The sequence below is a fragment of the Candidatus Pelagibacter communis genome (genome assembly GCF_001180185.1).
GTDB classification, from domain to species: domain Bacteria; phylum Pseudomonadota; class Alphaproteobacteria; order Pelagibacterales; family Pelagibacteraceae; genus Pelagibacter; species Pelagibacter ubique_F.
The window spans coordinates 1-22,212 of the sequence record NZ_CVSS01000016.1 but is presented as its reverse complement, the minus strand read 5'-3'; the positions used below and the strand labels follow the sequence as shown (position 1 = coordinate 22,212).

At 30.6% G+C, this 22,212-nt stretch carries 23 protein-coding genes and 1 pseudogene; 22 read left to right on the top strand and 2 right to left on the bottom strand.

Features of this window, described 5'->3' with window-relative positions; genetic code table 11:
- The 16 genes and pseudogenes from AMN95_RS01310 to msrB form a co-directional block, all read left to right on the top strand.
- Window positions 1-249: pseudogene (locus AMN95_RS01310) on the top strand (serine protease); the annotation flags it as partial.
- A gap of 2 nt (window positions 250-251) precedes the next feature.
- Window positions 252-1,160 (top strand): tRNA (adenosine(37)-N6)-dimethylallyltransferase MiaA, encoded by a 909-nt coding sequence (gene miaA, locus AMN95_RS01305; protein WP_075522207.1) that lies wholly within the window; start codon window positions 252-254, stop codon window positions 1,158-1,160.
- A 52-nt stretch (window positions 1,161-1,212) separates the two neighbouring features.
- On the top strand, window positions 1,213-2,979 hold the full coding sequence (locus tag AMN95_RS01300) for an acetolactate synthase 3 large subunit (protein ID WP_075522206.1): 1,767 nt from the start codon (window positions 1,213-1,215) through the stop codon (window positions 2,977-2,979).
- The gene (ilvN, locus tag AMN95_RS01295; protein ID WP_075522205.1) at window positions 2,979-3,527 is read left to right on the top strand and encodes an acetolactate synthase small subunit; all 549 of its coding nucleotides are present in this window, start codon (window positions 2,979-2,981) and stop codon (window positions 3,525-3,527) included. The genes AMN95_RS01300 and ilvN overlap by 1 nt, the downstream gene beginning before the upstream one ends.
- Window positions 3,528-3,548: 21 nt before the next feature.
- Complete coding sequence (gene ilvC, locus AMN95_RS01290; RefSeq protein ID WP_075522204.1) at window positions 3,549-4,571, top strand: ketol-acid reductoisomerase; 1,023 nt, start codon at window positions 3,549-3,551, stop codon at window positions 4,569-4,571.
- A 76-nt stretch (window positions 4,572-4,647) separates the two neighbouring features.
- On the top strand, window positions 4,648-6,219 hold the full coding sequence (locus tag AMN95_RS01285) for a 2-isopropylmalate synthase (RefSeq protein ID WP_075522203.1): 1,572 nt from the start codon (window positions 4,648-4,650) through the stop codon (window positions 6,217-6,219).
- A 1-nt stretch (window position 6,220) separates the two neighbouring features.
- Window positions 6,221-7,255, top strand: coding sequence for a rod shape-determining protein (locus AMN95_RS01280; RefSeq protein WP_075522202.1), 1,035 nt, complete (start codon window positions 6,221-6,223; stop codon window positions 7,253-7,255).
- 5 nt (window positions 7,256-7,260) lie between these two features.
- Window positions 7,261-8,478 (top strand): rod shape-determining protein MreC, encoded by a 1,218-nt coding sequence (mreC, locus tag AMN95_RS01275; protein ID WP_075522201.1) that lies wholly within the window; start codon window positions 7,261-7,263, stop codon window positions 8,476-8,478.
- Entirely contained in the window at window positions 8,478-8,984 is a 507-nt protein-coding gene (locus tag AMN95_RS01270) for a hypothetical protein (RefSeq protein WP_075522200.1), read from the top strand. Before mreC ends, AMN95_RS01270 begins: the two co-directional genes overlap by 1 nt.
- Window positions 8,977-10,851 (top strand): penicillin-binding protein 2, encoded by a 1,875-nt coding sequence (mrdA, locus tag AMN95_RS01265; RefSeq protein WP_075522199.1) that lies wholly within the window; start codon window positions 8,977-8,979, stop codon window positions 10,849-10,851. The genes AMN95_RS01270 and mrdA overlap by 8 nt, the downstream gene beginning before the upstream one ends.
- Entirely contained in the window at window positions 10,852-11,976 is a 1,125-nt protein-coding gene (gene rodA, locus AMN95_RS01260; protein WP_075522198.1) for a rod shape-determining protein RodA, read from the top strand. It begins immediately after the preceding gene.
- Between the two features lie 49 nt (window positions 11,977-12,025).
- Window positions 12,026-13,267 carry an NAD(P)/FAD-dependent oxidoreductase gene (locus AMN95_RS01255; protein WP_075522197.1) on the top strand — a complete coding sequence of 414 codons (1,242 nt, stop codon included), beginning with the start codon at window positions 12,026-12,028 and terminating at the stop codon, window positions 13,265-13,267.
- Between the two features lie 3 nt (window positions 13,268-13,270).
- Window positions 13,271-14,164, top strand: coding sequence for a DMT family transporter (locus AMN95_RS01250; RefSeq protein WP_075522196.1), 894 nt, complete (start codon window positions 13,271-13,273; stop codon window positions 14,162-14,164).
- Window positions 14,157-15,107 (top strand): D-2-hydroxyacid dehydrogenase family protein, encoded by a 951-nt coding sequence (locus AMN95_RS01245; RefSeq protein ID WP_075522195.1) that lies wholly within the window; start codon window positions 14,157-14,159, stop codon window positions 15,105-15,107. Before AMN95_RS01250 ends, AMN95_RS01245 begins: the two co-directional genes overlap by 8 nt.
- Before the next feature lie 2 nt (window positions 15,108-15,109).
- Window positions 15,110-16,003 carry a histone deacetylase family protein gene (locus AMN95_RS01240; RefSeq protein WP_075522194.1) on the top strand — a complete coding sequence of 298 codons (894 nt, stop codon included), beginning with the start codon at window positions 15,110-15,112 and terminating at the stop codon, window positions 16,001-16,003.
- A gap of 3 nt (window positions 16,004-16,006) precedes the next feature.
- Complete coding sequence (msrB, locus tag AMN95_RS01235; RefSeq protein WP_075522193.1) at window positions 16,007-16,375, top strand: peptide-methionine (R)-S-oxide reductase MsrB; 369 nt, start codon at window positions 16,007-16,009, stop codon at window positions 16,373-16,375.
- Window positions 16,376-16,377: 2 nt separating this feature from the next.
- On the opposite strand, the gene grxC is transcribed toward msrB, so the two are convergent.
- Window positions 16,378-16,632 carry a glutaredoxin 3 gene (gene grxC, locus AMN95_RS01230; RefSeq protein WP_075522192.1) on the bottom strand — a complete coding sequence of 85 codons (255 nt, stop codon included), beginning with the start codon at window positions 16,630-16,632 and terminating at the stop codon, window positions 16,378-16,380.
- Window positions 16,633-16,635: 3 nt separating this feature from the next.
- Entirely contained in the window at window positions 16,636-16,932 is a 297-nt protein-coding gene (locus AMN95_RS01225) for a TIGR03643 family protein (protein WP_075522191.1), read from the bottom strand.
- Between the two features lie 121 nt (window positions 16,933-17,053).
- Between AMN95_RS01225 and AMN95_RS01220 the strand changes: the two genes are divergently transcribed.
- The 6 genes from AMN95_RS01220 to AMN95_RS01195 all read left to right on the top strand — a co-directional run bounded on the left by AMN95_RS01220 (window position 17,054) and on the right by AMN95_RS01195 (window position 22,156).
- Window positions 17,054-17,668: a LysE family translocator gene (locus tag AMN95_RS01220; protein ID WP_075522190.1), complete on the top strand. Its 615-nt coding sequence runs from the start codon at window positions 17,054-17,056 to the stop codon at window positions 17,666-17,668.
- A 90-nt stretch (window positions 17,669-17,758) separates the two neighbouring features.
- On the top strand, window positions 17,759-18,997 hold the full coding sequence (locus tag AMN95_RS01215) for an amino acid ABC transporter substrate-binding protein (protein ID WP_075522189.1): 1,239 nt from the start codon (window positions 17,759-17,761) through the stop codon (window positions 18,995-18,997).
- Window positions 18,998-19,056: 59 nt separating this feature from the next.
- Window positions 19,057-19,950: a branched-chain amino acid ABC transporter permease gene (locus AMN95_RS01210; RefSeq protein ID WP_075522188.1), complete on the top strand. Its 894-nt coding sequence runs from the start codon at window positions 19,057-19,059 to the stop codon at window positions 19,948-19,950.
- A gap of 4 nt (window positions 19,951-19,954) precedes the next feature.
- The gene (locus tag AMN95_RS01205) at window positions 19,955-20,365 is read left to right on the top strand and encodes a GFA family protein (RefSeq protein WP_075522187.1); all 411 of its coding nucleotides are present in this window, start codon (window positions 19,955-19,957) and stop codon (window positions 20,363-20,365) included.
- Window positions 20,366-20,369: 4 nt separating this feature from the next.
- Window positions 20,370-21,419, top strand: a complete 1,050-nt coding sequence (locus tag AMN95_RS01200) for a branched-chain amino acid ABC transporter permease (protein ID WP_075522186.1) — start codon at window positions 20,370-20,372, stop codon at window positions 21,417-21,419.
- The gene (locus tag AMN95_RS01195) at window positions 21,416-22,156 is read left to right on the top strand and encodes an ABC transporter ATP-binding protein (protein WP_075522185.1); all 741 of its coding nucleotides are present in this window, start codon (window positions 21,416-21,418) and stop codon (window positions 22,154-22,156) included. The genes AMN95_RS01200 and AMN95_RS01195 overlap by 4 nt, the downstream gene beginning before the upstream one ends.
- Window positions 22,157-22,212: the final 56 nt, after the last annotated feature.

Below are 22,212 nucleotides of genomic sequence, written 5' to 3'. Positions count from 1 at the left end.
ATAAGACAAAGAAATTTGCCTAATCAAACTAGAGGATTAGTAATTACAAATATTGAAAATGATAGTCCTTTATTAAATTCTATTGAATTGAATAGCATAATTATTGAGGCTCAAAAAAAGAAAATTAATTCTGACAAAGATTTAATAGAAATAGTTGATGATGTTCTTAAAACAAATCAAAAAACTATATTGTTTGTAATATTTAACAGCCAAAATCAGAGAAGATACATTGGTGTTAAATTAAAATAAACATGGATTTAAGATCCAAGATTATTTTGATTTATGGTCCCACCGCTTCTGGAAAATCTGAGTTTGCGATTAAATTAGCAAAAAAAATTTCTGGTGAAATAATTAATGCAGACAGCATGCAGGTATACAAGGACCTTAAGATTTTGACTTCTAGACCCTTAAAAAAAGACTATAAAAATATTCGACATCATCTCTATGGCTTTCAAAACCCTAACAAAATATTTTCAACTGGAAATTGGCTAAAATTAGCAAATAAAAAGATAAAAGAAATAAAGAGTAGGAAAAAAGTTCCAATCTTAGTTGGAGGTACAGGTTTATATTTTAAGGCTTTAACTGAGGGATTAGTTGATATTCCATTAATCCCTTTAACATTAAGAAATAAGATTAGAAAAATCCAAAAAAAAGAGGGTCAAAAAAAATTTTTTAAAAAGCTTCAGAAAATTGATCCCCTCTCAGCGAGCTTAATAAATCCTACAGATACTCAAAGATCTATTCGAGCTTACGAGGTAATGATGTTTACAAAAAAATCAATTTTGGAGTGGTATAAAGGCACTAAGTCTATTTACAAGAATAAAGATTTTCACAAAATAATTATAAATTACCCTCGCCAAATGTTAATTAAAAGAATTCAGATTAGAACAAGACTAATGTTAGAAATGGGAGTAATTCAAGAGGTAAAAAGGTTTTTTAAACTTAATATTGCAAAAAACAAAAGCATTTCAAAAGCTATAGGCGTCAATGAAATCAAAGAATTTCTTAAAAAAATGGAGAACAAAGAGCTACTAGTCGACAAAATATCAATAAAGACAAGACAATATGCTAAAAGACAAATGACGTGGGCGAGAGGGCATATGAAGACATGGAAAAAAATTAATCCAAAACAGTTAAATAATTTTTTAAAAAATATTTAATTATTATGTAGTTAAACTTGACCAATCAGCACAACTTCAGCTAGATTGCGAAATGCCAAAATTATTAACAGGAGCAGAAATCGTATTTAAATGTCTTGAAGATCAAGATGTGGAATTTATTTTTGGGTATCCAGGTGGCGCAGTTTTGCCTATTTATGATGAATTAAAAAATCATGAAACAGTAAAACATATTCTTGTTCGTCATGAACAAGGTGCAGGTCATGCAGCTGAGGGCTATGCAAGGTCATCAGGAAAACCAGGAGTAGTTTTAGTTACATCAGGGCCTGGCGCGACTAATGTGGTTACAGCTCTTACAGACGCATACATGGACTCAATTCCTCTAGTTTGTATTTCTGGTCAGGTTCCAACACATTTAATTGGCACAGATGCATTTCAAGAATGTGACACCACTGGAATCACTAGACCATGTACAAAACATAATTGGTTAGTTAAAGATATTAAAGATTTATCAAGAATTATTCATGATGCTTTTAAAGTTGCAACAACAGGAAGACCTGGACCAGTTTTAATTGATATACCCAAAGACATTCAATTTGCAAAAACTAATTATTTTAAATTTAATAATAAAAAGAAAGCTCAGACTAAAGTACATAATAAATTTTCTCAAAAAGAAATAGATGAACTGATTAATTTAATATCAAAAGCAAAGAAACCAATTATTTACAGTGGTGGCGGTGTTATTAATTCAGGACCTAAAGCGAGTGAATCACTAAGAGAATTTGTTAGACTTATTGGTTTTCCAATTACATCTACTCTACAAGGCCTTGGAGCATTTCCAGGAGATGATAATCAGTTTATAGGAATGCTTGGAATGCATGGAACTTACGAAGCAAATAACGCTATGCATGATTGTGATTTATTAATTAATATTGGAGCAAGATTTGATGATAGGATTACAGGTAAGATCGATGAGTTCTCACCCAAATCAAAAAAAGTACACATCGATATAGATCCTTCCTCAATAAATAAGATTATCAAAGTGGACTTAGCGATAGTTGGCGATGTTAATGAGGTTCTTAAAGCAGCAATTAAAAAATTAAATAAAAAACAAAATGGATTGAAAACATCAAACAAACAGAATGTATCAAATTGGTGGGAGCAAATTCAAAAATGGAGAACAAAAGACTCATTAGGTTTCGTTAACAGCAATCAAAGAATTAAACCTCAGCATGCTGTAAAAAGACTTTATGAATTAACAAAAAATCAAGATACTTTTATTACAACAGAAGTAGGTCAGCATCAGATGTGGGCTGCACAACACTATAAATTTAATAAACCTAATAGATGGATGACATCTGGAGGACTTGGAACAATGGGTTATGGTCTACCAGCTGCGGTTGGAGTTCAAATTGCTCATCCTGATAAACTTGTAATTGATATTGCTGGTGAGGCATCTGTTTTAATGACAATGCAAGAGATGTCCACAGCAGTTCAGTATAATTTGCCAATTAAAATTTTTATATTGAACAACCAATACATGGGGATGGTTAGACAATGGCAAGAACTTCTTCATGAAAAAAATTATTCAGAGAGTTATTCTGCGGCATTGCCGGACTTTGTAAGATTAGCTGAGGCTTATGGATGTAAAGGAATTAAAGCTAAAAATCCAAATGAACTGGATGAGAAAATTCAAGAAATGTTAAACCATAATGGTCCTGTGATATTTGATTGCCAAGTTGATCCAGATGAAAATTGTTTTCCTATGATACCTTCAGGAAAACCACATAACCAAATGATTTTAGGACCCACAGATCAAGAAAATAAAAAAATTACAGGTAAAGGAAAGTCTTTAGTTTAATGGTAAAATCTAAATCAGCTTACAGTACACCTACAAAAAAAGGAAAAATAGATACTCATATATTTGTTGTCTGGGTAGATAACGAAGCTGGAGTTTTAGCTAGAGTTGTAGGTTTATTTTCAGGCAGGGGCTATAATATTGAGTCTTTAGCTGTCGCAGAAGTTGATGCAAAAAAAAATATTTCTCGAATAACTATTGTAACTACAGGAACACCACAAGTGATTGATCAAATTAAGTTACAATTAAAAAAATTAGTTCCAGTTCATAAAGTAGCTAATTTCAAAAGAGAGGATAAAAATGTAATTTTTAAAGAAATGGCCTTATTAAAGATTGTTGGACCAAAAAATAAAATACAAAAATGTTTAAAAGCTTGTAATAAATTTAATCCAGTGATTATTGATAAAACAAAAAAATCTATGGTAATTCAGATTACTGCTCTAAGAAGAGATATAGATAAGATGAATTTAAACTTAAAACCCCTAGGTCTAATAAGTACCTCTAGGACAGGGGCAATTGCTATGACAAGAGGTGCAGAAATTTTTAGCTAAAAATGATAAAGGAGAACAATAATGAAAATGTTTTATGAAAAAGATACTGATGTAAATCTTATAAAAGATAAAAAAATTGCAATTTTTGGCTATGGCAGTCAAGGACATGCTCATGCTTTAAATTTAAAAGATAGTGGTGTTAAAGAAGTTGTTGTAGCTTTAAGAGATGGCTCTTCAAGCATTGCAAAAGCAGAATCAAAAGGTTTAAAAGTAATGAATTTATCTGATGCAGCTGCTTGGGCAGATGTAGTTATGATATTAACTCCTGATGAACTGCAAGCTCAAATTTATAAAAACCATATTGAACAAAGAGCTAAAGAGGGAACAAGCATTGCATTTGCTCATGGATTAAATGTTCATTATGATTTAATCAAAGCAAGAAATGATTTAGATGTATTTATGGTTGCACCCAAAGGTCCTGGACATTTAGTTAGAAGTGAATTTGAGAAAGGTGGTGGAGTTCCATGTTTGTTTGCTGTTCATCAGAACGGCTCAGGAAAAGCAAGAGATTTGGCGATGTCCTATGCATCAGCAATTGGCGGAGGAAGATCTGGTATTATTGAAACAACATTTAAAGATGAAGTTGAAACAGACTTATTTGGTGAACAAACTGTTTTATGTGGTGGTTTAGTTGAGTTAATGAAAAATGGTTATGAAACACTAGTTGAGGCAGGATATGAACCTGAAATGGCATACTTTGAAACAGTTCATGAAGTAAAATTAATTGTAGATCTTATATACGAGGGAGGAATTGCGAATATGAATTATTCTATCTCCAATACAGCTGAGTATGGAGAGTATCAATCTGGTCCAAAAATTATTAATAAAGAAGAAACAAAAAAAAGAATGAAAGAGGTTCTATCCGAAATACAGTCGGGAAAGTTTACTAAAGATTGGATGAATGAATGTAAGAATGGTCAAAAAAACTTCTTAGCAACAAGAGCAAAATTAGCAGAACATCCTGTTGAAAAAGTAGGTGCTGAGCTTAGAGCTATGATGCCATGGATAGGTAAGAAAAAGTTAGTTGATAGCGACAAGAGTTAAAAATACCGTTGTTTTAACAAATATTTTGCAATCTCTATTATAGATTGTATTATGGCCAATGTAAAAAATACTATTTATGGCCGATAAAGATAAAGTTTTTATATTTGATACAACGATGAGAGATGGTGAGCAATCTCCAGGAGCATCAATGAGTCTTGAGGAAAAAATTCAGATAGCTCGAGTTTTTGATGAACTTGGAATTGATATTATTGAAGCAGGCTTTCCAATAGCTTCACCTGGTGATTTTGAGGCTGTCTCCTCAATAAGTAAAGTTTTAAAAAAATCTATACCTTGTGGTTTATCTCGTCATTCAAAAAAAGATATTGATCGTTGTTATGAAGCTTTGAAACATGCTCCAAGATTTAGAATCCACACTTTTATTTCTACAAGTCCGCTGCACATGAAACATAAACTTAATAAAACTCCTGAACAGGTTTATGACTCAATTAAAGAACATGTTACATACGCAAGAAACTTAACAGATGATGTTGAATGGTCTTGCGAAGATGGAACCAGAACTGATATGGATTACATGTGTAAAACAGTTGAATTAGCTATTAAGTCTGGTGCAAAAACAATTAATATTCCTGATACAGTTGGCTACACTGTTCCTTTAGAATTTACTAAAATTATAGAAACATTATTAAATAAAGTTCCAAACATTGACAAAGCAATTTTATCTACTCACTGTCATAATGATTTAGGTTTAGCAGTAGCTAATTCATTAGCTGGGGTTCAGGCTGGTGCTAGACAAATAGAGTGTACCATTAATGGCATTGGAGAAAGAGCCGGAAATGCTGCTTTAGAGGAAGTTGTAATGGCCATCAGAACTAGGAATGATTTAATGCCATATGAAACTGGAATTAATACAAAACTTTTAAGTAAAGCCTCTAAACTTGTTTCAAACGTCACTGGATTTCCAGTGCAGTTTAATAAAGCTGTAGTAGGAAAAAATGCATTTGCACATGAATCTGGGATACACCAAGATGGTATGTTAAAAAATAGAAATACTTATGAAATAATGACTCCAGAAAGTGTGGGAGTAAAACAAACTTCACTTGTTATGGGTAAACATTCAGGGCGACATGCATTTAAAGATAAATTAATAAGTCTTGGTTATGCAGATCTGACTGATGACATAATTGAAAACGCGTTTGGAAAATTCAAAATTTTAGCTGACAAAAAAAAACATATCTATGATGAAGATATGATCGCTATTGTTGATGATAGTTTAGTGATTGATAATAAAGCTAATAGCATTACATTAAAATCATTAAAAGTTTTTGCTGGAACAGGAGAACCACAAAAAGCAGAAATGACGCTAGATGTGGACGGACAGATTAAATCAGCAACTGAAACAGGGGATGGGCCTGTTGATGCAATATTCAAATGCATTAAACGTTTATACCCTCATGATGTTAAACTTCAATTGTATCAAGTTCATGCTGTTACCGAAGGAACTGATGCGCAAGCAACTGTAAGTGTTCGTATTGAGGAAAATGGTAAAACTACAGTTGGTCAAGCAGCAGATACTGATACATTAGTTGCATCTGCAAACGCGTACTTGGGCGCTTTAAATAAGATGATAATTAAGAGAGAAAAAACTGCTCCCATGGAGCAAGAAGAACAAAAAGTAAGAGGAATATAAAATGGGATTATTTGATAGAGTTAAAAAAATTTGGAGCCAAGACATGGCAATTGATTTAGGCACTGCAAATACATTAGTAGTTGTAAAAGGTCAGGGAGTTGTCTTAAATGAACCTTCGGTAGTTGCAATAGTAGATCAACAAGGCAAAAAACAGGTTTTAGCTGTTGGTGACGAAGCAAAAACTATGCTTGGTAGAACACCAGGAAACATAAGTGCCATTAGACCATTGAGAGACGGAGTAATAGCAGACTTCATAGTTACCGAGGAAATGATAAAACATTTTATAAAAAAAGTGCATAAAGGAAGCACATTTGCAAATCCTAGAATTTTAATTTGTGTACCGACTGGCTCAACACCTGTTGAAAGAAAAGCTATTCAAGATAGTGCTCTTGCTGCAGGAGCTAGAAGAGTCCAACTTATTGAGGAACCAATTGCAGCAGCAATAGGAGCTGGTCTTCCTATTTCAGAGGCAACAGGTTCTATGGTAGTAGATATTGGGGGCGGTACAAGTGAAATAGCAGTTATGTCTTTAGGTGGCTTAGTATATTCAAGATCACTGAGAGTTGCAGGTGATGCTATGGATTATGCTTTGGTAAATTATATGAGAAAAGAATATAATTTGATGATAGGAGATAGTACGGCAGAAAAAATTAAAAAAGAAATTGGTACAGCTATTCCAACAAATGATAATACTTATCCAGTAAAAGGTAGAGATTTAAGATCAGGTACTCCTAAGGAAGTGAATATAACTGAGGAAGATACAGCAGAAGCTTTGAATGATATTCTTAAAGAAATGGTTGATGGAATAAAAGATGCATTAGAGGCAACACCACCAGAGCTATCAGCCGATTTAGTTGACATGGGATTAACTTTAACTGGCGGTGGAGCTTTATTAAAAAACATTGATAAAAGATTTTCTAAGGAGACAGGTTTACCAGTTCATATTGCAGAGGATCCACTATCTTGTGTTGCTATAGGCACTGGAAAAGCCCTGGATCAAGAGCAAACTTTTTCTACTATGCTGACTGAGTATTAGTAATAATGGCCACTAGCAGAGATGATTTCATAATTGCAATCAGGTCTGCTTTTTTAAAAAAAACTACAAAACAGAAATTTTCTTTATTAACATTAGTTTTTTTATCAATTTTTATAATTGTATTATCAAGTTTTAATTTTAAATTTATAAATATATTAAGATCATTTTTAAATGAAGGCGTCTATAGAGCTTCATTCATTGTTTCTGTCCCAGAAAATTTTATATTGAATTCTTACTTATCAATAATAGAGTACTCAAGTTTTTATAAAAAATATAAATTAGACAAAGAAGAATTAGAAAATTTAAGGTCTGAAAATATATCTAATGAAATCATTATAAGTGAAAACAAAGAATTAAAAAATCTAATTGAAGATTACAGATTTTCTACAAATAAAATTTTAGCAAAGGTTATTGTTGATCACGATAGTCCTTTTTTAAAAACAATTATTATTAATAAAGGAAGTTTTGATAACATCAAAATAGGAACAAATATTTACGATAAAAACTATTTAATTGGTAGAGTAATTGAAGTGAACTATAAATCCTCAAGAGTATTATTATTATCAGATTTGAATTCAAGTGTGCCAATTTCAATTACACCTGGTAATATACAGGCAATTATAGTTGGTGACGGTAAAAATATTGGTGAAATAAGATACATAAAAGATAACTTAATCGAGGATGTTAAAGACCAAAGCATAGCTTATACATCTGGAACTGGATCACTCTTTAAAAGTGGAATTCCAGTAGGAAAAATTACTAACACAAGTGGAAAATTTTATATAAATTTTTATAGTGATTTCGAACAATTAAAATATGTTTTTGCTGAGATTGAGCAAAAATACGATAGAGAAAATGCCTCTAATTTCAACGAAAACAAAGAATTAACTGAAGCGGCAATAAATAATACAGAAAAAATAAAATTAGATCTGCTTTCCGAGGAACTAGAAATATTGAACCAAACTAATAATAAATTTCTTGAGGAAAATAAAACTTTGAAGTCTCAATTAAATGATTTTAATAGTAAAATTTTAAGTTTAGAAAAAAAAATTAAGAGTCAAAAAAATTTAATAAATCAGAATCAGATAGACCAAAAAGAGCTTGAATTTTTAAGATTAAATTTAATTTATAGTTCGAAATGTAAAAAAACAGCTTTTGGCAAAGGATACAAAGTAGGTACTGAGGAGTATAGAAACTGCATATTAAGAAAAGGCAAGATTTAATGATCAAATTTGAAAAAAATAATTATATTTATAAACTATATAAGTGGTTACCAATTTTGGCTTTGTATATTTCAGTGCTGAATGAATTTGATTTTAATTATTTAAATATTGATTATTTTTCTTTCAATTTTCCTTTCATACTTATTTTTTACTTTGCTTTGAAAGAATATAATAAATTTGACCATTTGCTTGTTTTTTTGGCTGGTTTAATAAATGATACAGTTGTAGGGTTACCTTTAGGTATAAGTTCATTTTCTTACATAGTCGTTTGTATTTTTGCATCTTATTTAAGAAATATAACTATTAGACCCCATTTAATAAAAGATTGGTTTTATTTCCTATTCGTTATTAGTTTAATTAATTCAATTAATTACTCAATTTTATTTTTATTTTTTTCATATGATTTAGATATTATGTTTTACATCATTAATAACTTATTTACTTTTTTATTTTACATACCTGCATCGTTTATATTAAATTATTATTTTAGGATGATTAATGATTAATCAAAGCGATAATGTAACTAAATTCAATTCTATCAATAGAAGAATGTTTATTTTAGCAACTGCTAAAGTAATAATATTAGGAGGTATAATTAGTAGATTATTTTTTTTACAGGTAAAAGAAAATAAGAAATATTTAACCCTTTCAGATAAGAATAGGATAAGAGAATGGAAACTTCCTCCAATAAGAGGAGATTTTAAAGATTATTTTGGAAATACAATTGCAGGAAACTTTGAGGCTTATCAGCTTCATTTGATACCTGAGCAGGTGGAAAATTTCAATTATACTATGAATCGAATTAAAACTATTTTAGAATTGTCAGATAAGCAATTTCAAAGAATTATTAAAAGAAAAAAAGAGATTAAACCATGGGAAACACTTATTGTTGCAGATAATTTAAGTTGGGAAAATTTTTCAAAAATAAATAATAATTTATATGACCTAAATGGAGTAAAGCCAATTATTTCTATTTCAAGAAGCTATCCATATAATGAAAATTATACTCATATTCTAGGCTATGTAAGTCAAGCTAATGAAAAGGATATTTTAACTAGTGACACAGTAAAAGAAAGATTTGTTCAGGGACTTAAAGTAGGAAAGATTGGTTTAGAAAAAACATTTGAAAATGATTTAATAGGAAACAACTCTATTGAGAGATATGAGGTCAACGCATACGGTAGAAGAATAAGCCAATTAGCTTTTCAACAAGGAGATACAGGTAAAACAATTCAATTGACTGTTGATACGGAGATACAAAAATTAGCAAATGATTTGTTAATTGATAAATCAGGGTCTATTTGTGTAATGGATATTTTTACAGGCCATATAATAGCAATGCATTCATCTCCTTCATTTGATCCTAATAAATTTGTATTTGGTATAAGTTTAGACGATTGGCAACTAATAAGAAATAACCCCATGAAACCATTGATTAATAAGTCTATTGCTGGAAATTATTCTCCAGGATCAACAATAAAACCAATAGTAGCATTATCTGCACTTGAGAATGACATTGTTAATCCAAAATTTACAGTAAACTGTAAGGGACATAAGCATCCACTTGAATTGTATGGACAAACATATCATTGCTGGAAAAAAGAAGGTCATGGATATGTCAACATGAGAGAAGCAATGAAACAATCATGTGATACATATTTTTATGAAATAGCTAGAAAGCTTGGAGTTGATAAATTAAGTGAAACTGCGAAAAAATTTGGTTTAGGAAATAAAGTTTTTGGAGATTTATTTGAAAATGAAAAAAATGGTTTGGTACCAAGTACTTTTTGGAAAAAAAATACACTTGGTAGAAATTGGTTATTAGGTGAGACTATTATTACCGGAATAGGTCAAGGATATATTCAAACTACACCAGTACAACTTTGTTTAATGACTGCACAAATAGCTAATGGTGGACATAAAATTTATCCAACATTACTTTTAGATACTGTAAATAGTAAAGAAGATAAATTTATCTCTCTTGTTAGAAATCAACAAAATGTTTTTTTTATTCAAGAGGCGATGTTTAGCTCTACTAATGAAATTAGAGGTACTTCTTACAAATCTCGTATTGATGATCCAAAATATCAATTTGCTGGAAAAACTGGAACTGCACAAGTTAAAAGAATTACCGAAAAAGATAGAGAGTTAGATCTTAAAACTTCCGAAATACCCTATGAGGAAAGAGATCATGCTTTATACGTAGCATTTGGTCCTTATAAAAATCCAAGATATGCCCTAAGTATTTTGATAGAACATGGTGGATCTGGGGGCTCTGTTGCTGCCCCGCTTGCTAAACCTTTATTTAAAAAAATTATTGATAGATTTGAGATAAGAAAAAACTTTGAAACAAAAAAATATTTAAACATTTAAATGTATTTAAAAAGTAAATTAGAGAACAAAAATAATTTTTTAAGTAAAATAAAGAATATAGATCTAATCTTATTTGTATCAATTTTACTACTTGGCTTTATTAGTCTTGCTACAATGTATTCTACTGATGGAGGAGAAATTCTTTTTCATACAAAAAGTCATTTTACAAAGTTTGTAATTTTTACATTTTTAATGTTAGCAATATCCTTTCTAAACATTAGGTTTTGGTTTTCATTAGGTTATTTGGGATATCTAGTAATTATTGTCATGCTGATCTGGACAATTAATTTTGGTATCACGGCTTCTGGCTCTCAAAGATGGATTAATTTATATTATATAAATATTCAGCCCTCTGAATTAATGAAAATATTTATCATTCTTTGTTTAGCTAAATTTTTTCACAGGAAAAGACTAGAAACTGTTAATTCATTTTATTCTGTAATCATATCTTTGATAATAATATTTTTACCAATGAGTTTAGTTATCATACAGCCCGATTTAGGAACCTCATTGTTAATTTCAATTAGTGGAATTATAGTTTTGTGGTTTGCGGGTTTAAATAATAAATATTTTTTTTATTCAATTTTAATATCAGTTTTATCTCTACCTTTTATTATATCTTTCTTAAAACCTTATCAAAAATTGAGAGTATTAACTTTTTTAAATCCAGACAGAGATCCTTTGGGTGCTGGTTATCAGATAATTCAGTCAAAAATAGCAGTTGGCTCAGGCGGTCTATTTGGAAAAGGGTATTTAAAAGGAACACAAAGTTACCTTGAATTTTTACCTGAAAAACATACTGATTTTATTTTCACACTTTTTTCAGAAGAATTTGGTTTTGTAGGGTCTGTATTTTTATTGTTATTGTACGCAGTTATTATTTATAGAATTATAAAAATAGGAGCTTTATCCAGAAGTTATTTTGCAAAACTATTTTGTTATAGTTTTGGTGTATCCATGTTTGTTTATATTGTCATTAATATGAGCATGGTTTTAGGACTATTACCAATCGTTGGTTCTCCGTTGCCCATAATGTCTTATGGAGGGTCCTCTATGTTGGCAACCATGATAGGTTTTGGAATAGTGATGAGTGCAAAAATTCATAGTGACCAATCAATAGCTTAAGTATAATTTGTCGCTTAAATATTTTATGAAAAAAGCATTATAATTTTTTATGAACAATAAGATTAATATTGGAATTATTGGAGCTGGAATACAAGGTATTTCCAACGCTTTATTTTTACAAAAAAAAGGATTTAAGGTAACTTTGTTTGACAGAGAAGAGCCTGGAAGTCCAGTGGCATCTTATGGTAATGCTGGTCATTTTTCACCTTACGCATCTTTATCATTGAATAGAACTGATATACTTGCTGATGTTCCAGCAATGTTACTAAGTTCAACAGGACCTCTGGCATTAAAATGGAATTATGTGCCAAAAATGTTGCCTTGGTTTTTTAAATTTATTTTTAATACTAGCAAAGAAAAAATGATGCATACTGCTAAAAATATGCATCAAATTTTAGATTTAGCTTTGCCAGCTTATGACGAATTGTTTGATGAAATTCAGTTAGAAGGCTTAGTTGAAAATAAAGGAATTTTATATATTTGGAATGATAAAGATCTAAAAAGTAGAGAATTAGAAATTAAAGTTAGAGATGAACTGGGAGTAAAACAACAGCTAGTAAATAAAAATGAAATCCATGATTTAGAACCAAATATAAAACCTTTTTATCATGCAGGGGTATATTATCCTTATGCAAGACATGCAAGAAATCCAAAAAAAATATTATTAAAGTTTTTTGATCTTTTTTTAAAAAAGGGAGGTTATTTCAAAAAGAAAAATATTCAATTTATCAAATTTATAAATGAAAAGCCCGTTTTTGTAACTCAAGATCAAAGCTATACTTTCGATAAAGTAGTAATTGCTTGTGGCGCTTTTTCAAAAAAACTCACAGATAATTTAAATGAAAAAATACCTCTTGATACTGAAAGAGGATACCATGTGCATTTTAAAAATTGTGATCATCTGTTGAATAGACCAGTGATTTTTTCTAACAGAGGTTTTGGCATCACGCCGATGGAACAAGGTTTAAGAGTAGTAGGAACAGTTGAATTTGGTGGATTAAAAAACCCACTTTCAAAATCAAGAATAAGAAATTTGATAAATAATGCAAAATATATGCTAGGCGATCTCCCAGAACATGAGGATGAGTGGTTAGGATTTAGACCAACGCTACCAGATTTTTTACCTGTAATTGGACCTTCCAAAAATTATAAAAATGTTTTTTATTGTTTTGGTCATCATCATTTGGGATGGACATTAGGTCCAATATCTGGGAAGATTGTTTCAGGAATGATAGCTAAAGAAAATACTAATTTAAATTTAGATCCTTATAGCTCAACAAGATTTAATTAATATATGCAAAGCTCTAAAGCTTATATAATGTTGGTTTGTGCAACATTATTTTGGGCTGGAAACTTCACAATTGCTAAGTTTGCTTACTTAGAAAATATACCTCCATATTCACTTGCATTTTTAAGGTGGTGCCTGGTGTGGATAATATTATTTCCCTTTACATATAAAGAGATTTTTAAATTAAAAAAAATCATTAAAAAAAATTTTTCATTATTTCTCATTCTTGGTTCCACGAGTGTATGTATATTCACCTCATTCACTTATAATGCTTTAAATTATACTCAAGTAATCAATGCATCACTTTTCAATACTGCGATACCCGTAACAATTATTTTGGTCTGCTTTATCTTAAAAATTGAAAAAACAAATATTTTTCAAATTTCAGGTCTATTAATTTCGGTATTAGGAATTCTAGCAATAATCACTAGACTTGATTTGCATATTTTACTCTCTTTAAATTTTAATAGAGGAGATTTATTTATGATAGGAGCAATAATTGCCTGGGGAATTTATTCCGCTTATCTTAAAAAGAGAGACTTTGAAGTGCCATTGCTTACCTTAATTCATATTATTTGTACATTCGGTTTGATTTTTCTCTTACCACTTTTTATCTCTGATTTAATACAAGGAAAAATTGTCCAGATAACCAATAATCTTTTTTATATTTTAATTTATATTGCAATTTTTCCAAGTATTGGCTCATATTATTGTTGGGCAGGAGCAGTTTCTATTATAGGAGCGAATAGAGCTGGAATATTCTTATCTTTGATACCATTATTTAGCACTTTAATGGCAATATTCTTTTATAATGAGCAATTTCAATTTTTTCACTTGATTGGAGCAATTTTAATTATATTAGGTTTATTTTTATCAAATAAAGAAATTAAAAATGCTTAAAGTTGCGATTTTAGATGATTATCAGAATGTTTCTCAACAGTTTGTTGATATTGAAAAACTCTCAGGAAAATATGAAATAAAAATTTTTAGTGAACCTTTTGCTGATGAGGCACAAGTTTTAGAACAATTAGCTGATTTTGAGGCTCTTCTTATAATGCGAGAACGAACACCAATGACAAAAAATGTAATAGATAATTTAACTAAATTAAAATTTATAATAACAAGTGGATTGAGAAATAAATCAATTGATTTAGAAGCAGCAAAAAAAAGAAAAATTATAGTCTGTGGAACAGAAATAAATATTAACCCAACTCCAGAATTAACTTGGGCTTTGATATTGGGATTAGCGAGAAACTTCAAAGAGGAAATAGACAATATGTATCAAGGATACTGGCAAACAACTGTAGGAGTTGAGCTTAAAGGAAAAATTTTAGGTTTAATTGGTCTTGGTAGAGTCGGTTCACAAGTTGCAAGGATAGGAAAAGCATTTGGAATGCAAGTTATGGCTTGGAGTGAAAATTTAGATTTAAATAAATGTAAAGAATTAGAAGTTCTACCGTGTAGTAAAGATGATTTAATCTCAAATTCAGATTTTTTGTCTATCCATGTTCAAGGAGGTGAAAGATATAAAGATTGTATTACTTTAAAAGAATTAGATAAAATGAAAAAAACTGCATTCTTAATTAACACTTCAAGAGGTCCAATTGTAAATGAGGATGATTTGATAATAGCTTTATCCACAAATGAAATTGCTGGTGCTGGGCTTGATGTTTATGAGAAAGAACCTCTGCCAGAGAATAACAAACTTAGATTTTTGTCGAATGCTCTTTTAACACCACATATTGGTTATGTCACTGCAGAAAATTATAGTATTTTTTACAATCAAATGATTGAAGCATTAGAAGCTTGTGTAAATGGCAAGCCTATCAGAGTAATAGACTAAACATGGATTTACCTGTTGTTAATCATGAGGATTATTTTGCTAAAATCGGTGATGATCATAAATTTCCAATAAATAAATTTGGAGAACTTGCTAATTATTTAATAAAAGAAAAAATTGTAAAAAAATTTCATAGACCATATCCCTGTTCTGAAGAAACATTAAAAAAAGCTCATTCAGAAAACTATATAAAAAATGTAAAAAATAAAACTTTGGATGAAAAGACTATAAAAAAAATTGGTTTTCCATTAGTTGACAGCGTTGTACAAAGGTCATTAGTGGCTACAGGCGGGACTGTGTTAGCTTCTAAACTTGCAATTAAAAGTGGTGTAGCTTGTAATACAGCTGGTGGAAGTCATCATGCAAATTTTGAAGGTGGTGCTGGTTATTGCGTATTTAATGATGTGGCTGTAGCTGCTCATTATCTTTTAGAGAGGGGATTAGCAGGAAGAATTTTAATTGTCGATTTAGATGTTCATCAAGGAAATGGTAGTGCAGATATATTCAAAGATAATAGAAATGTGTATACTTTTAGTATGCATTCAAAATCAAATTATCCAGCAAAAAAATCTATTAGCAATCTAGATGTTGAACTTGAAGATAATATAGAAGACACACAGTATATTAAAATACTTAAGTTCTACTTAAATCAATTAAAAGAAGAAAATTTTGACTATGTTTTTTACATAGCTGGTGTTGATATTCATTTTAATGATCGTTTAGGTAAATTAAAAATTTCAGATGATGGAATAAGAGAAAGGGATGAAGTTGTAACAGAATATTTTTTCTCAAAAGGAATTCCACTTTGTGGTGTTTTAGGTGGTGGATACAATAAAGATTTTGATAAACTTGTTGAATTACACTCTATTTTGCATCAATCATGTGCTAAATTGATTTAGTTTATGAATAAAAAAAATCCAAATCTATCAGCCGAACAACATTTAGTAATGTTTGAAGATGGAACTGAACCACCAGGTACAAGTGAATTTAATAATGAAAAGAGAGAGGGCAGTTATCATTGTGCTAATTGTGGAATAAAATTGTTTAATTCTAACACAAAATATGAAAGTGGATCAGGTTGGCCTTCTTTTTTTCAATCGATACCTGATGTTTTTGAAACAAAAACTGATTATTTGTTAGGTTACGCACGTACTGAATATCATTGTAAGAATTGTAATGCACATCATGGTCATATCTTTGATGATGGTCCACAACCAACAGGAAAAAGATATTGTAATAATGGTGTCTGTTTAACTTTTAAACCTAAGTAATATTATTTTAAAAGTTCTTGGAGTTTATTTTCTTTTTCTAATGCCCTAACTTCATCATAACCACCGATGTGCTGTTCATCAAAAAATATTTGTGGAATTGTTCTTTTTCCGTTAGCTTTCCTGATCATTTCATCAATTGCACCATCAACAGTTGCAATATTGATTTCATTATAAACAACATTGTTTCTAGTTAATAATCTTTTAGCTGCATCACAATAATTACAGAGTGGACCAGTATAAATCGTAATTTTTTTCATATCTTATAAGTAATAACCTTTTTTAATTTTACTAGACATTTGTTTTCTGGAATATTCAAATTTTTTTCTATGTTTGATACTTTTTTCGTGAACTCTTTTTCTCCATAATCTAAATGAGGATGGTTTAAGACTTCTCCTCATAATCTTTATAACATCAGATTCTCGGTAACCAGTTTTTTTTTCAATGTCCTCAAAAGTTATCCTGTCAGCCCAGGCTGCCCAGATGACCCAATCTGGACTTTCAATATTTGGCTCTGGATTTTTGACTCGAGTAACTGGCCTGTGACCTTTTTTTTTCATAAATCCTTTATATTTCAAAAAAATCGATAATGCATTTTTTTTGGGATATGCTATATTGATCTAGATAGTCCTTCTTAGCCATCTTTAGCTCCCGGTTTTTAAGGACTATCTTTTTTTTTATATGCTCCCTTTAGATTTTATTCTTTTTTTACAAATCATAATTTTTCTTTTTATCACTCCTGGTACTCCAAGAATAGTAATTGTGTCTTATTCAATGAATTATGGTGTTCGAAATTGTATTTGGACGGCGCTAGGAGATATCACTGCTAATTTTATCCAAGCAACTTTAGTCATATTTGTTTTAGGAAGTTTTTTTTCTGATAATCCAACTTTTTTAAATTTTTTTAAGTGGATTGGTGTAATTTATTTATTTTATCTGGCTTTTGATGTTTATAAATCTTCACCTAAAGACATAAATTCAAAAATTATTTCATCAAAAAGTATATTTTCTTTTTTTAAAGATGGTTTTTTAGTTGCAGGAACAAGCCCAAAGGCTTGGTTGTTTTTTCCTTTAGTATTTCCACAGTTTATTGACTTTAATTCAAATTATATTGTTCAATTTGTTATTTTAATAACAACTTATATTATATTAGATTTTTTATCTTTGATTGGTTACGCAATGCTTGCACAAAAATTAATAACTTGGATAAAAACAAACCCAAAAACAATTAATACAATCTCAGCGAGTGTTTTAGTTTTAATAGCCGTAATAATTATTGTTACACAACAATATTAAAAGAATAATTACGGTACATTTGCCACTTGAAAATTATTTCATTTCTTTATTTAATTAGACTTTAATTAATTAATTAACGAAGGAAATAAAATGAAAATAAATAAAATAATCTTGAGTTTTATTTCTGCAGTAGCAATTTTACTTTCAACTTCAGTTGTTTCGTTTGCAAAAGTAGTTGGTGATAAAATTGTTTTAGGTGCTGCTATTTCATTAACTGGAAAATATTCATCTAATGGTGTTCATACTCAAAACGGTTATAACATGGCTGTTGATAGAATTAATAGCATGGGTGGTGTTAAAGTTGGTGGAAAAACTTATAAGTTTGAAATCATTTATTATGATGATGAGTCAAACCCAAAAAGAGCAGCTCAATTAGCAGAAAGATTAATCTCTCAAGATGGTGTTGAGTTTATGCTTGGACCATACAGTTCAGGTTTAACAAAAGCAATTGCACCCGTAACAGAAAAATATGGTGTACCAATGGTTGAAGCTAATGGTGCTTCTAGATCTTTGTTTACAAAAGGTTACAAATATCTATTTGCAGTTCTAGCTCCAGCTAATTTATATCTTGATGTAGCTATTGAAACAGCAGTTGAGTTGAATGGTGGAAAAGGTGTAAGAATTGCACAAGCATTTGAACAAGATGCTTTTTCACAAGACGTAAGATTAGGCATTTTAGATGCAGCTAAAAGAACTGGATCTGAGATTATAATCGATGACAAACTTCCAAAAGAACTTAATGATATGGCTGCTACTTTAGTCAAAGTAAAACAAATGAAGCCAGACGTTCTTGTTGTATCAGGTCATACAAAAGGTGCATTAACTGCAATTAGACAAATAGCTGAAATGAAAGTAGATGTTCCAATGCTAGCAATGACTCATTGCGATGCTGCGAAATTATCAAAACAACATGGTAAAAATTCTCAGTACGCTTTATGTGCTTCTCAATGGCATAAAACATTAACGTATAAAGATAACTTCTTTAAAGATGGTATGACTTATGCGGCAGACTTTCAAAAGGAGTTTGGATATGACCCACCATATCAATCAGCAGAATCTTCTGCAGCATTGTTAGTGTTTAAGGATGCATTTGAGAGAGCAAACTCTTTCGATCAAAAGAAAGTTAGAGATGCTCTAGCAGCTACTAATATGCAAACATTCTATGGAAATATTAAGTTTGCCCCTGGTGGTCAAAATGTTGACAAGCCAATGGTGCTTTTCCAAGTAATGTGTGACAGCGCTGGGAAGTGTGAAAACAAAGTTGTAGCTCCACTGAAGTGGGCTTCAGCTAAGTTGATTCACCCAATCCCTAAGTGGTCTGAAAGATAATTACAAATCTTTAAATACCCCCTAAACTTTAGGGGGTATTTTTTTTTAAAAGGCAAATTATGGATTTCATGGTTTTCCAATATCCTATGATTACTATTCAAGCTTGCTTGGATGGAATTCTTTTAGGAGTATTATTTGCATTGATTGCTTATGGCATGGCTCTGCAATGGGGGGTCATGAATATCATAAATATTGCTCAAGGTGATTTAGTTATTTTAGGAGGATATATAGCTTACTTCATGTATCTTTATGGGATACATCCTGCTTGGGGAGTAATTGTATCACCCATTATAATGTATTTTGTTGGTGTTGGAATTTACAAATTAGTGATTAATAAAGTCGTTGATAGAGACTTATTTATCTCAATTCTTGCAACATTTGGAATTAGTATTTTATTTATGCAGCTAATGAACTTTGCATTTGGGGCAGATGTTGTTTTAGCTAATTCAGGTTATGGGACTACTTTTTTATTTGATAGCAATGTTGTCTTACCAAATTCAAAAATATTCTCTGCATTTATAAGTATTTTATTTGCTATTTGTTTAGTGATTTATATGAAAAAATCTAAACTTGGTCGTGCAATTAGAGCTACTGCTCAAAATGCAAGAGCTGCAAAAATTTTAGGTGTAGATACAGAAAAAGTGTATGCAGCTACTTTTGGTATTAATGCAGCTCTTTGTGGTGTTGCTGGAGCATTAATATCAATAACATTTACAATTCATCCTTACATGGGGTTACCGTATACAATTAGATCTTTTATGATTGTAATTGTTGCTGGATTAGGAAATCTCCCAGGTGTTGCAATGTCAGGTATGGGTCTTGGTGTTTTTGAGGAATTTGCTGATTATATTTTAGGAACAGAATTTAGAATTGGTGCTGTATTTTTATTATTAGTTTTAATTTTAGTTTACAGAAGATTTAAGTTATCAAGAAAAAGAGAGTATTTAAAATAAGAATATGACTGAAAAAAAAATGATCAAATATGATGGAGGTTGCATATGTGGTGAAATTAAATTTACAGTCAAACTAGATGAAAAACCTAGGGTATTTAATTGTCATTGTGTAGATTGTAGAAAAAAACTTGGTGGAATTATAACAATTATACAATTGAGAGAAAATGCTTTGGAGATTGATGAAAGCAAATTATCAACATTTACTCACTCAGGAGGTAGTAAAAATATTATAACAAAGTCATTTTGTAAAAAATGTGCTGCTCCAGTCACAACTTATGTGGAAAAGTGGGGTGTTTCTTACCTGTATGCTGGTTTATTAAACGATATTAGTTCTCTTAAACATGCAAAAAATATATTTTATAAAGAGTCTCATTTTCCATTTATGAAAATTAACGAAGAAGAACTTTCAACATAAAATTATGAATAAAAATATTATCCTTTACATTGGAATTTTAATTTTTGGTCTAGTAGCTCCTTTTATTTTTCCAGCATTTAAAGTTCAACTATCTATACTTTGTGTTTTGATAGTACTGGCTCTTACCTGGAATATTCAAGGTGGAGAAATGGGTTATAACACTTTTGGGAATATTTTATTTTATGGTTTAGGCATGTATTTATGTGCTTCTGTTCAGGTTGGGATGTTTTTCCCTCTAGCGGAATGGACAGAGAGTGGTGGAGAAAAAACCTTTGTACACACTCCTGCTCAATTTTTCCAAGGAATGGCAGTTGGACTTGTAGTTGCAGCAATAATCCCAACTATAATTGCAGGATTGATTGGTTATGCAATATTAGGATTAAGAGGTCATTATTTTGCAATATGCACATTAGGTTTAGGAGTTGCAGCAGGAGAAATTTCTGGAGGTATCGAAATTATTGGAGCAGGACAAGGATTTACAACACCACCATTTCCTGATGTAGGTGGTTTAGAGGCAAGGGGAGAATTCTTTTACCTGCTAAGTTTTGGTGCCCTTGTGTTAACATTTATTACTGTTAGAGCAATTTACTCTACTAGATTTAAATTGATACTAAATGCGATTAGAGACAACGAGGATAAAGCAGAAGCTATGGGAATCGAAACCATGAAATATAAAATCATCGGTTGGATGATCTCTGCTTTCTTTTGTGGTTTAGCTGGAGGAATAATGGGAGGATTAGTTGGATACATAGACTCAACAGATGTTGCATTTGATGGAAGAGAGATGGGAGTGTTTATGGTCTTAATGGCAATCTTAGGTGGAAAAGGAACTTTATGGGGTCCCGTAATTGGAGCAACAGTGTTTCATATTTTTAAAGAAGGATTTTGGACATTCTTTTTAGGATGGCAGTATGTAGCATTAGGGGTTTTAATTGTAGTGATTGTAATTTATTTCCCAGAGGGAATTATGGGTTGGTTAAGAGAAAAATATCCAGAGAGATTTGGCGAGGTCATTGATGAGGCGGATAGAAAAGCACAGGTAGAGTTGAAATGAGTATTTTAGAGGTAAACAATGTAAGTAAATCTTTTGGTGGTGTAAAAGCTAATGTTGATATTTCAATGTCAGTTGAAAAAGGAAGAATATTTGGACTTATCGGTCCAAATGGTTCAGGAAAAACAACACTATTTAATTCTATTGTTGGAACTTATCCTATAGACAATGGTTCTATAAAATTTAATGGTAAGGAAGTATCTGAATTACCAGTGCCAGTAATAGCTAAACTTGGATTACTTAGAACTTTTCAACAAACCAGAATTTATGGAAAATTAAATTGTGTAGATAATATGCTTATAAGTCATAAAGGAAGTGACGAAAGTATTTTGAAAATATTTTCTAAAATTCCAAAAGACTTAACTGAAAAAGCAGAAAATCTACTTAATTTTGTGGGACTTTATCAGAAGAGAAAATTAAGAGCTGGTGATTTATCATTTGGACAACAAAAACTCTTAGAACTTGCGATGGCTTTAATGAATGAACCAGAAATGCTATTATTGGATGAGCCAACAGCTGGTATCAATCCAACTTTAATTAATGGGATCATAGATAGATTAATAAAAGTTAATCAAGATTTTGGTATTACTCTCTTGGTAATTGAACATAACATGAGAGTAATCATGCAACTAGCAGAAAGCATTTACTGTTTAGCTCATGGCAAGATGCTTGCAAACGGAACACCAGATGAAATTAAAAATGATAAACGTGTTATAGATGCGTATTTGGGAGCTCAATAATGTCTAATCAATATGAAGTTTTAGGAAAAGCTCCAGGTGCTGAGGATTTAAAAAAA